The 12,228-nt window shown below is 46.9% G+C and carries 7 protein-coding genes; 6 read left to right on the top strand and 1 reads right to left on the bottom strand.

The genetic code is table 11. The features are described from left to right. Window positions 1-78: 78 nt before the first annotated feature. Genes HMPREF1493_RS02990 through HMPREF1493_RS02965 form a run of 6 tightly spaced genes read left to right on the top strand, consistent with a single transcriptional unit; the run spans window position 79 to window position 12,030 of the window. Window positions 79-3,222, top strand: coding sequence for a PD-(D/E)XK nuclease family protein (locus HMPREF1493_RS02990; protein ID WP_035427749.1), 3,144 nt, complete (start codon window positions 79-81; stop codon window positions 3,220-3,222). Window positions 3,223-3,228: 6 nt separating this feature from the next. Beyond that, window positions 3,229-6,726 (top strand): UvrD-helicase domain-containing protein, encoded by a 3,498-nt coding sequence (locus tag HMPREF1493_RS02985; RefSeq protein WP_051485236.1) that lies wholly within the window; start codon window positions 3,229-3,231, stop codon window positions 6,724-6,726. 12 nt (window positions 6,727-6,738) lie between these two features. After that, complete coding sequence (priA, locus tag HMPREF1493_RS02980; RefSeq protein ID WP_035427748.1) at window positions 6,739-9,051, top strand: replication restart helicase PriA; 2,313 nt, start codon at window positions 6,739-6,741, stop codon at window positions 9,049-9,051. A gap of 8 nt (window positions 9,052-9,059) precedes the next feature. Further along, a complete protein-coding gene (gene def / locus HMPREF1493_RS02975) occupies window positions 9,060-9,602 on the top strand; it encodes a peptide deformylase (RefSeq protein WP_035427747.1) in 543 nt (180 codons plus the stop codon). 8 nt (window positions 9,603-9,610) lie between these two features. Next, window positions 9,611-10,534, top strand: coding sequence for a methionyl-tRNA formyltransferase (gene fmt / locus HMPREF1493_RS02970; protein ID WP_035427746.1), 924 nt, complete (start codon window positions 9,611-9,613; stop codon window positions 10,532-10,534). After that, on the top strand, window positions 10,534-12,030 hold the full coding sequence (locus HMPREF1493_RS02965; RefSeq protein ID WP_084058300.1) for an RsmB/NOP family class I SAM-dependent RNA methyltransferase: 1,497 nt from the start codon (window positions 10,534-10,536) through the stop codon (window positions 12,028-12,030). Before fmt ends, HMPREF1493_RS02965 begins: the two co-directional genes overlap by 1 nt. Here HMPREF1493_RS02965 and HMPREF1493_RS02960 read toward each other — a convergent pair. Next, entirely contained in the window at window positions 12,003-12,188 is a 186-nt protein-coding gene (locus HMPREF1493_RS02960) for an FmdB family zinc ribbon protein (RefSeq protein WP_035427745.1), read from the bottom strand. The genes HMPREF1493_RS02965 and HMPREF1493_RS02960 overlap by 28 nt on opposite strands. Window positions 12,189-12,228 lie beyond the last annotated feature (40 nt).

The following is a 12,228-nucleotide window of genomic DNA, read 5'->3' as shown; positions in this document are numbered from 1 at the left end:
TTGTTGTTTAGTTTGATTCTAATTTATGTCCGGTGTGCGTGGTAACTTTAGAAGTAAGAAAAATCGGAGAGGTGACGTATGGGCTTGCTTCTGTACAAACAACAAACAGGTGCTTTCTTATCAAACTCTGTTAAAGAGCAGTTAGAGACTTCGCTTGAGAGGTGGGGTTCTGCTCAGCTTATAGTGCCTTCTTCCGATGCTGTGCTGTTGGTTAAGAGGAAGCTTGGAGCCATCCAAGAGCTTTCTGTTGGCGTGAATGTTTCAACTTTTGATGAGTGGATGCGCGATCAATGGAAGCTGTATGGAAGCTCTGATCGTCTGCTTTCAAATACGCTTCGCAAGGTATTTTTCCAGCAGGTTTTAGATGGAATGTCTACCGATGAGCTGGGTCCTTTGAATGCTGGCAAGGGTACGGTGGAGCTTCTCTCTAAGCTTGCTCCAGAGTATCTTACAGAGCTTGATCAGATTATGACCTCTGGTCAACTTTCTGCTGGTCAGATGAGTGCCTGTAAGGTACTAGAGCGCTACAAGGCGCTGCTTGAAGAAAAGTCTTATATCGAGGTGTGTCAGTGTCTGGATTACCTGCTGCAGTCCATTCCAGCGCAAGGACCTGCACTGGTTTTCTCGCGAGTTGAAGATCTTTCGGAGGCGCGTCTTAAGTTTGTGCGCAAGCTGTCGCAGAAGCGTGAGGTGTCGTTTTCTCTCTACGTGCCCGAAGGACCTGCAGGTTATGCGGCAGAGCAGCAGCTGGAGTTGGTCGGCGGCCCGGGATGCGATTGTCGTGTGAATGCGGAGCCGGCGCCAGCCTCAAAAAGTCAGGAGCTCAACGATCTTCTCGCCAGGGTGTTCAGGGCCAAGGAGGGCAGTGAGGTTACGCCGAGCGGTGCAGTAACGTTTTTGTCGCCGCTGGGTCAGCATGCCGAGGCAGAGTCTATCAGCAGGTATATCTCTCAGCGCGTTGAGTCTGGTAACAAGAGCTTTGTGGTGTACACCTCAGATTCACAAAGGGTTTGGGACGCGCTCTCGCAAAAGCTTGCAGCTAAGGGGATTGCTGCTCACTATAAGCGTTCGGTGCGTATTCAAGACTCGCTTGCAGGACGTGCGTTTGCTAGCTTGATTGATGCGTACGTCACGCTCAGTGAACGCTCAGAGCTCGAGAAAAACATTGACTACCAGGCATCTGACCATCAGATGGGGGATATGTCGTGGTGGCCTCCACGTACTCTTACGGACTATCTGATTTCACCTATTTCAGGCATAAGTGTTGAGCGTGCGTGGATGCTGGATAAGAGTTGGCGCGGTAATAGAACGCTGTATGCCACCAGAGTGCTTGAGACGCTTTCTAAGGCGGCTATGAGCTCGCGTTTGTGCGCAGAGACCATCAAGAGCCTTGAGCTTGGCAGAATTGGCTCTGCTGCTCAGCGCATTATTGAATACCTTTCTGCAGAAACATCTGATGAGCAGTCAGAGGCTGCTCAGTCTAATGAGTTGACACTTCAGTCTCTTCAAAATCAAGAGTCGCTTAAGGTAATGAGTAAGATTGTTTCTTCTGCTCAGGAGCTGCATGAGGCAGGACTAAAGCTCTCTCCTCAGACACTTAAATCTTTTATTGACCTCTGCAAAGATCAGATGGTCATGATGCCTGTTTCTAATGGTATCCAGTCTGATATTCAGGTGCTAATCGCTCCTGTAAGCCAAGCTCATTCTTTTGAGCCACATTCTTTTGATGCCGTTATTTTCCAGGGTATGGATACGTTGAATTTTGGCGTCAAAGCATCAGACGGTGCGCTTCAAGAGTTTGTTCGCCATGCAAGCCAAATGCCTAAGGTATCAGAGTTTGCACGATATCAAAGAGATTTTTATACGGCGCTTACAACTGCTTCCATCAGCGTTGCGTTTGAGAAGGTTGAGCAAAAAGATGTCTTTAATGCAGTAGCTCTCAGTGAGGTTAAAGCATGCTATCCCAAAGACTATGCAAAGAAGACAGGGGTTGCACGCGGAGAAGAAGATGTGCTGGTAAACCTGTTGCCTCAAGCTACTGATCCAGAACGTGTTGCAGAACTCCCAACAATCGAATCTGGTGAGATCGATCCTAAGCTCAAAAACATTGTGGTACTTCCACGTCATTTGACGAGGGAGACTCTTGAGCAGGAATTACAAGGTCTTATAGAGGTCTCGCGAGAAGGTCTACCACTTCTTTCTGCTTCTCAGATTGAAACGTATCTTGAGTGTCCCTACAAATGGTTCACGCAACGTCGAATCAAAATTTCTCAGGTAGACACTGACTTTGCCCCAATGCAGATAGGAACCTTTATCCATCGTGTTTTGGAGCTAACACACGCAACACTTTTAGCTGAAGCACTTGGTTGTGATGTGGCTGAAGTTGATTCAGTGGTTGAATCTGCACTTTTGCAAGACATTCCTGGCTCTAGGATTACATCTGATAACCTAGATCATGCAAAACAAGTGTTAGACAGCTGTTTTGCTCAGGTGTGGGATGAGCAGTTCAACAACATTAACCGAGCATCTTCAAATGAGCTTATTCCGCATAGCATTCAAGAAAGAAAACAGGTTGAGAATATACGAGAAGATCTCAAGGATCTTCTTGAGTTTGAAGCTTCGCACTTTATTGGCTATCAGCCCAGATTCTTTGAGCTTCGTTTTGGTAGAGAAGAAAACGTTGTTGAGTATGCGGGAGCTCAATTTACTGGCTCGATTGACCGCGTAGATGTAAACGCTCATGGTCAGGCACTTATTATTGACTATAAACACAAGGCCACAAAAGATTTGAAGGCTTATTCAGCAAAGTTAAGTCTGGATAGTGAGCTCTCAAAAGAGATTCTGCCAAGGCATGTACAGTCTGCAATATATGCTCAGATTATGAGAAAACAGCTCACCAAGTATAAGCTTGAGCCAGTTGCTGCAATTTATCTGGGCACCAAAGAGCAAAAAGATAAGCCTTCATTTGCTCTTGCAGGCATGGCAACAGAAGCGGCAACAGAACATATTTGGAACATACATCCGGAAGATAAAAAGCTTAGGGACCAGGCGGTTATGGTTGTGTCTCAAAACTCAGCGGAGTTTGCAGACTACTTGGATGCTTGGGAGAGTTTAATTGCTCAGAAGGTCCAAGCCATGCTTTCTGGAGATGTTCGAGCCAATCCTTGCGATAAGGATGCATGTAGGTATTGTCCAGTAAAACTGTGTGACAAGAGGAGGTAAGCTACTATGGCTGACACACGTTATACGCCTGGTCAAGAGAAGACCATCAAGACGCTTGATAAACCTCTTTTTGTTGCAGCAGGTGCTGGTTCAGGAAAAACTTTTACGCTTACACAGAGAATTGTGTGGGCCTTAAAAGAAGGCTCTGGAACAGACGGAAAGCCGTACCTGAGTAGTCTTGACCAGGCATTGATTATTACGTTTACCAATGCCGCAGCTACAGAAATTAAAGAGCGCGTTAGGGAAGCTCTAGAAAAAGAAGGCCTGCATAGCGCTGCGTTGCAGGTTGATGATGCATGGATTAGTACGATCCACGGTATGTGCAGCAGAATTTTAAAGATTCATGCACTTGATTTAGGTCTTGATCCTGAGTTTGAAATCATTGACGACATGACCAGAAATCAGCTGGTCAATATATCTATTGAAGAAGTACTCAGAGAGCTTTCTCAAGATGAAAGCTCTGCTGAGTTTCTCTCAATCTATGCAGGGAACAGAGATGCACTGAAGTCTCGTATTGAAACGCTGATTTCATATGCTCAGTCATCTCCTGTAGGAATGGATGCTATTTCGTTTGTAGGGGATAGCTCTGACCTGGAAGTTCTAAAAGCGGAGCTTGAGAATCTCTGTGGTGCACTTGAAGCGCTAAAGGGTGCAATTGCTGCCACAAAACCAGATGAAGTAGAGCAGTTACAAAGTGTTCAATCTGAGCTTTCAAGTAAATTGCAGCAACACTTGTTTCTCTCGCTCACTGATTTTGACCAGGCGTTTTGGGAGGCTCTGGGAAAAGCCGTTAAGGCCATCCGTTCTTCAAAAGAAATAAAAAATGTAAAAGATGAAGCTGTATACCGGCTTAAGGTTTGTAGCGCTTTATTTGGACTTATTCAGGACATGTCTGAGGGTCAGAGTCTAAAAGATGTTACAGAGCAGGTCTACAAGCTCTTTAAACAGAAGAAACTTGCTGTTGGCGGCCTTGATAACGATGACCTTTTGCATCTAACGGCAAAGGTATTCGAAGAGCATCCAGAGATTGCAGCTGTTTACACGGATAAATTCAAGCTCGTAATGGTTGATGAGTTCCAAGATACGGACCAGCAACAGGTGCAGATGATTAAGAGTCTCTCAGGTAAAGATGCTCAATATCTCACAACAGTTGGTGATGCGCAGCAGTCAATCTATCGATTCCGCGGTGCTGATGTTGATGTGTTCTTTAGACGTCAAGCAGAGGTTTCAGAAGATTTGCAACCCCGTCTTGTAGATAATTTCCGCAGTCACAACGAAATTTTGCGATTTGTTGCAAAGGTTTGCAGCGCTGACGGCATGATTCCTAACTTTATGGATCTGTCTGCTGGGCGAGAAGAACCTGCAACTCCGTTCATTGCTCATTCGCCACGCGTATATTTTGAAGTCACAAAATTTGAAAAGTCAGGAAATTCTAAGCCAGGCGATGACGTTACAAGAAGCCAGCTTGTTGCGTATCAACTTGCAGATAGAATCAACACGCTTATGCAGGATGAGAAGATCCAAGCAAAAGATGTTGCAATTTTGATGAAATCAGTTAAAAAGGCACAGCCCTATATTGAGGCACTTCGTACCTTTGGAATTGAAAGCGTGGTCTCTGGAGCTTCAACGTTTGGTGAGCAGCCTGAGGTTCAGCTGATTGGTAGTCTTTTACAAGCACTCGCAAATATGTACGATTCATACGAGGGACTGTTTCCTGTACTCTCGAGTGAGATTTTTAGTCTTGATGCATCTGACCTGCTTCTCTTGGGCACTAATTTTGGAGAAAATGGTCAGAGGATTACCAATAGAGATATTGCAGAGTCAGTGGTAAATGATGCATTCAATCCACCTTTTGAGGTAAGTCCAAAGCTCAAAAATGCTTTAGAGGTGTTGAGTAACGCTCGTAGCTCTCTTTCAAACAAGAGAGTTTCAGACGTTATTAAAAAGGTAGTTCTTGATGCTGGATGGATTTCTCGCCTTCAAAAGATGGGAAATGAGGGGCAGTCAAAGATTGCAAATATCTTTGCAGCTCTTGAACAAATTGATAGCTTGCAAAAGGAGCTGAGCATTGGCGTAGCTTCAGTCGCAAAAGCGTTTAGTCAATGGTGTGATACAGCTAAAGAGTCACCAAAGGTGCTTCACTGCAGCACTCAAAATGCGGTTACCTTTATGACTATTCATGCTTCTAAGGGATTGGAATTTCCTGTTGTTGCTGTTGTAGGAGCTGTTTCTGGTCCTAAGGCAGGCGCTGGTAGTGAACCATTTTTGCATGTTAGAAAAGACGATTCGTATCAGATTGCATTCTCAAGCAGTTCTAAAAAACTTCATGAATTGTATGATGGCTGTCATGAGGTCCCTACAAGCCTTGATGAGTGTAAGAGTCTTCTTGAGTGGAGAATGTTCCTGGAAACTCAAGAGAATGAGTTTGAAGAGCAGGAGCAGAACCGCCGTCTGTATGTTGCTTTGACGCGAGCTCGTGAAGCAGTCATTCTTACTTCAACCATCGACCTTACTAAAGAGGGAATTAGTCCTCGTTATACGCGCAAAATTACAAATGCCTTGTTTGAAGAGCCTCCACTTTCTGCTGGTGAGCATCAGTTTGAATATGGTGGAAATCTTGCTGGTTGTATGCGTGTGGTTCAGGGTTCTGGCAAGAAGGATGAGCCAATTCAGGTTGAAGGTTTAGAGTTGGTTGAACCTTCTGATTGCAACCCAAGTGAAGAGGAAAACTCTCAGGCTGTTGAAACGTTTGACCTCTATGAGAAGGTAAGACTAAGTGTTACCTCAGAAACTACTTATGACCAGCGAAAAGGCTTCTTTAGTTATTCTTCTGCTCACCAACAAATGGCAGAGAACTTTAAGGGCGAGAATAACAAGGCGCTTGAGGAAGGGTGTCAGGCACAAAGCCTGGAATATGATACAGATAACCCTCAACCAGCGGCTGAGACTTCCGTTGTGTTGCCTGGCACATTAGCTGACGATGGAGTAGATCCAACAAGCCTCGGCTCAGCCTTCCACGAGCTTGCTCAGATTATGGTTGAGACTCAGTCTAAGGTTGATGAGAAAACTATTGATAGATTGTGCTTGAAGAACAGCGTTCCTCAGCGCGCGATATCACGAGTCAAACAAGCACTTGAATTGTGGAGTAACTCTGCAATTAGACAAGCAGCATTAGCTCATGATGTAGTTATTGCGGAGTCTCCCTTTACGCTACAGGTTGATTCTAAATATGGGAACTATGTAGAAGGAGCCATCGATCTTCTCGCTTATAATAAGGGAAGCAAAGATGCGCTGGTAGTTGACTATAAAACAGGCGATAAAGGCCTTAGTGCAACTCAGATTTATGAGCATCATCAGATGCAAGCAAACTTCTATGCCTACGTCTTGATGCAGCACGGATTTACTAAGGTTGAGTGCGCATTTGTTTGTGTTGAGGTTGAAGAAGCTGGTCAGCCGCACGTTGCTCGTTACACATTTGATGTAAACCATCAACCATGGCTTTAAGGAGGCAAGAACGTGCCTTTTGCACATGTTGTTTTAGACATACCAACTCGTGCTCTTTCTGGCACGTTTGATTACGCCATTCCAGAATCTTTGGAAGAGATTGCGGTTGTGGGAACAACGGTCTTGGTACCGTTTTCTCACAGGCAGGTTGTTGGCTACGTTGTGGGTGTCTCAGACCGTGTGTCTTCAGGTTTAGATGTTTCGCGCGTCCTTCCAATAACACAAGTTCTAGCAGATTCAGCGTTTGATGAGCAGTCTGCACAGGTAGCAGAATGGATGAGCAAAGAATATGCCTGTAGTTACGCAGATGCATTGCATCCGTTCTTAGCGCCTGGCCAAAAGGTTAAAGTCACCAGAAAAGACGCAGAATCTCCTTGGCAGCTTGTGTGTGAGAAGTCCGGTCCTGTTGATGAGCGATGGGTTGAGCTGACAGAAAAGGCGGCTGACTTTACGCCTGCGGCAAATGCAAGCAAGCAGCGATCGGTGCTTGAGGCTCTGGCGCAAGGCGCCATGAGGTTATCCGAGCTCTCGGCCACAATCCCAGGAGCTCGCAGTGTAGTAACTGCACTGCAGAAAAAAGGCGTCGTTGAGGTGCGCGCACAGCGACAAATTCGTGGAAGCCAGGAGGGTCTGGGAACCACGCTTTCAAGTGGCGTAGCACCTCGTCCTCAGCAACTTACTGAGGGGCAAGAGTCTGCTCTTGCAGCAATCGAGACTGCACAAACTGCTGCTCAGGGCGATATTGTGCTTATTGATGGTGTAACGGGCTCAGGTAAAACCGAGGTGTATCTCTCCGCTATTGAAAAGACCTTAGCGGCTGGCAAGGGTGCTGTGGTGCTTGTCCCAGAGATTTCTCTTACCGCGCAAACAGTAGGCCGATTCCGTTCACGTTTTGGTGAGCAGGTGGCCGTTCTTCACTCAAAGCTTTCACTTGGTGAGCGTTTTGACCAGTGGGATTTAATCAGGCAGGGTAGGGCGCGCGTGGTAGTAGGTGCACGATCTGCTCTGTTTGCGCCCATCCAAAACCCTGGACTGTACATCATCGACGAGGAACACGAGGCTTCATATAAGCAAGATTCGCTCCCACGCTATCACGCGAGAGAAGTTGCTGCTCAGATGGCGCGTCTTCGCGGTGCTGCGCTGGTGCTTGGTTCTGCAACACCTTCGCTTGAGAGCTTATATCGAACGGCTCAAGGAAGTTGGCGTGGCACTAACTGGACTCGCGTTGCCATGACCGAGAGGCCTGGCGTGGCGGTTCTTCCGCAGGTCCAGGTAGTTGATATGGCTTCCCAGTTCAAAAACGGAGGCAGATCGGTCTTCTCGGCAGCTCTTGCTGAGGCTTTGCAGGAGACAACAGAACGTGGCGAGAAAAGCGTTCTACTCCTTAATCGTCGAGGATTCGCAAACTTTTTGATGTGTCGTGAGTGTGGCTGTGTGCCCGAGTGTCCGCACTGCTCGACGTCTCTCACGTATCATGAGCGCACGCATTCTCTGGTTTGTCACAGTTGCGGCAGACAGTGGTCTCAGCATGCGTATCCTAACCCTTCCAGCAAATGTCCAAACTGCGGCAGCCGTTATATGGGTGCATATGGTGTGGGAACACAGCGTGTAGAAGATGAGCTCAAGCTTCTGCTTGGCAGCGATGCGCCAATTATTCGTATGGACGCCGATACTACGGCCAAAAAGGGCGAACATCAGCGTCTTCTTGAGCTTTTTGATGCAACCCCTGGAGCGGTGCTCATTGGTACGCAGATGATTGCAAAGGGCCTGGATTTCCCTGATGTCACCTTGGTTGGCGTTATCAATGCCGATACCATGCTTAAGTTGCCAGATTTTAGGGCGGCAGAGAGAACATTTGACTTGCTAGAGCAGGTTGCTGGTCGTGCGGGCAGGGGAGAAAAGCCAGGTAAGGTCATCATTCAGTCGTACTGGTCAACACATCCGGCTATTGCTTCTGTAGTTACACATGACAGACGCCCGTTTCTTGATGCAGAGCTTAAAGAGAGAAGAGAAGGGGCTTACCCGCCCTTCTCGCGTTTGTCTAATGTGCTTTTTTGGGGCGCCTCAGAAAAAGAAGTTCGCCGCGTCGCAGATCAGATGGCAGAGGCTCTTCACGCGAAGTTAGATTTACAGTCAGGATGGGAGATTTTGGGTCCTGCTGATTGTGTAAAAGCCAAGGTAAAAGATAAGTATCGCAGGCATATTTTGGTAAAGGCCCCCGTGGATGCTCAGGTAGGAGAAATTCTTTCTGAATGTGCTGCTTCACTTGATAAAAGAGTGGGTATCAACATGACATTAGATGTTGATGCTTACGACATGATGTAAGGAAAGTTATGAGTTCTGAAGCTGATGATATGGTGCTTTGGCCAGACCCTCGTCTGAGCCAAGAGTGCGAAGAGATTGACGATATTAACGACGATGTTCGCAAGATGGCCGAGCATATGCTCAAGGTTATGTATGCCACCGATGGCGTTGGTCTTGCGGGCCCTCAGGTTGGCTATATGAAACGTATGGTAGTCATCGATGTTGATTATCCAAACGGTCAAGAGAACCCTTTTGTGCTCATTAATCCAGAGATTAAAGTTGCAGATGGCGAGCCTCGTGTATATGAAGAGGGCTGCCTTTCGTTCCCAGGCATTACCGTTCCGGTTACGCGCCCAAGTCATGTTGTTGTTCACGCATATAACCTCGATGGTGATCTGATGCGTTATGAGGCAGAAGGAGATCTTCTCGCCGTTTGTTTGCAGCATGAGATTGACCACATCAACGGCATAACCATGCCAGATCACCTGGGACCAGGTGCTCGTATGGAGATACTGCAGGAGTATAAAGAGGCACTGGCTTCTGGCGCCCGTCCTGGTCAAACTGACTATTAGGAGTTGGCATGCGCGTAGTCTTTATGGGAACTCCAGATTTTGCTGTTCCGTCGCTCAAAAAACTTGCCCATGATCACCAGGTTGCTTTGGTTATTACAAGGCCAGATGCCGTTCGCGGTCGTGGCAAAACGCTTGAGCCGTCTCCCGTAAAAGAATGCGCACAAGAGCTTGGATTACCCGTTCTTGAGGCAAACCGCATGACTCCAGAAGTAATTTCTTCCATGCAAGCGGTACAACCAGAAGCGCTCTGTGTGGTTGCTTTTGGCTGTATTTTGCCAGATGAAGTTATCTCTCTTGCACCTTATGGTGCTCTGAATGTACACGCGTCGCTGCTGCCTCGCTGGCGAGGAGCCGCTCCAATTCAGCGTGCTATCCTTGCTGGTGACGTTGTCGCTGGCGTTTCTATCATGAAAATTGCGCACGAGCTTGATGCAGGAGATTGGTGCAAGCAAGCATCGTGTGAGGTCGGCTCCAAAAATACCGAGCAGCTCACTGACGCTCTAGCACATTTGGGTGCTGACGCACTGTCTGAGGCTCTTTCTGAGCTCAAGGAAGGCTCTCTTGAGTGGCATGTACAGGATGAGCGAGAAGTAACGTTTGCTCCTAAAGTTACTAAGCAAGAAATGAAGCTTGCTCCAGAAGATTCAGCCCAGGTAAATGCGTTGAGGGTTCAAGCTTCTTCTGATACAGCTCCTGCGCGCGCTTCGGTTGGTGGCAGATCTTTGCGTGTTCTCTCCGCTCAGCTAGCTCCAAGTGAAGCCTCTGTTGCCCAAGGTCAGGTTGCTCTTCAAGATCATAGGTTGTTCCTTGGCTGTGCTGAAGGAACTCTTGAGCTTCTTGAGGTGCGTCCAGATGGCAAGCGCTCTATGGATGCAAAATCATTTGCCGCAGGACTTCAGAAGTCCCAGATGACCTGGCAGATGCTTCAATAATGGCCACCTTAACTCCTGCTCGAAGAGTGGCCTATCAGGCATTCTTTGAGTGTAGACGCAATAATTTACGTATTCGTGATTACTTACGAGAGTCAAAAGATTTCTTGGAACTCTCTGTACAAGACAAAGCTTTTGCTACTCGTCTTGCACTAGGGGCTACCCTCACAAAGGGCAAACTTGATCAAGCTCTGAGGAATCATCTTAAGTCAGGTATTCATCTAGAGCCAAAGGTACAGGACGCTCTCCGTATTGCTGTATTTGAGGTTTTATATTTAGAGACTAGACGTGACGCCGTCATTAGCCAAGGTGTTGAGCTGGTAAAGTCTATCTCAAAGCGTTCTTCTGGTCTTGCAAATGCTGTGCTTAGAAAAATTTCTGAAAAAGAAGCTCAGCTGACGCGCGCGAAAAACCCGAAAACTCCTTCAGAGCTTTCGTGGGCGTCAGGCATTCCTGAGTGGATTTGTTTGGAGATTATTGAGTCGCTGGGAGAGTCTGCCGCTCAAAAGCTCATTCTTAATTTAAAGAACCCAGCTCCTGTGTATGTTCTACAAAGAAACGTATCAGAACAACAATTGCAGAGCAGCTCTTTAGAGCTACAGCAAACAGTTCTTCCAGATGTGTATGAGGTAAAAAATCCTGCTCAACTGAACGTTGACGCATATGTAAAGAAAGTTCAGCTTGTTCCTGCAGATTTAGCTTCTCAGCTTGTGGCACTTCTCGCGGCATCCTATGTAGACCAAGATATGCTTGAGGTTGGACAGGGTAGAGGGACCAAATCTTTGTTGCTCTCTCATGCATTTGAGGTGCTAGATAAAGAGAATCCCCACATCACCGCTGTTGAGCTTGTAAAAGGAAAGTCCCACGTTTCAAAAAGAAGATTGAAGACCGCTGGACTTTCAGATCAGGTTACATCACTCACGTTTGATGCCACACAGTTTGTATCACCAGAGGTTCCAGAGGAGCTTAATCAAAGCTTTGACGTGGTGTTTATTGATGCTCCATGCTCTGGTTTGGGTACGCTTCGTCGTCACCCAGAGATTGCATGGAACCTGTCTTCAGAAAGCCTGTATGACGGAGGAGAACTTACTGTCTTGCAGACCAAACTCTTGCAAAGCTGTAGCAGTCGTGTAGAGGTGGGTGGCTTTATAGTCTATGCAACGTGCTCACTCTCAAATTCAGAGAATCAGCAGGTTGTAGATGATTTTCTTGCAAGTCCAGAAGGCTCTCAGTTTGAGGTGCAAAGCCTTTTTGAGTGTCCTGCGCGTGCACGTTTAACACCAGAAGCGCAAGAGTTTCTCGATACATGCATACGCCAGAGGGATTTTTGCAGACGGCTTTTGCCTCCGCCGATTGCGATGCCCACTTTATGGCGGTGCTCAAACGCAAATAAAAAGCTCTTGTTGTGTTGTCCAACAAGAGCTTCACAAATACGATTTATGAGCGGTCCAGAGAGCCAAAAAGCGTGGAATTACTTTCCTTTGCTATCGGTGTTATAAAAACCGCTGCCCTTAAAGACAATGGTTGAGGTGTTGTAAACGCGCTCAGTCTCGTGTCCGCATTTTGGGCACTGAGGAGCTTCAATCTTCAGGCTCATTGGGCGCTCAATCTCAAAGGTATTGTCGCAGTGTGTGCAATGATAGCTATAACGTGCCATGCATCCTCCATGAAAACAATTTATAAACGTGAGATACTTT

Source organism: Atopobium sp. ICM42b (assembly GCA_000564995.1).
In the GTDB taxonomy this organism is placed as follows: domain Bacteria; phylum Actinomycetota; class Coriobacteriia; order Coriobacteriales; family Atopobiaceae; genus Lancefieldella.
This window is presented reverse-complemented; position numbering and strand designations above follow the sequence as displayed.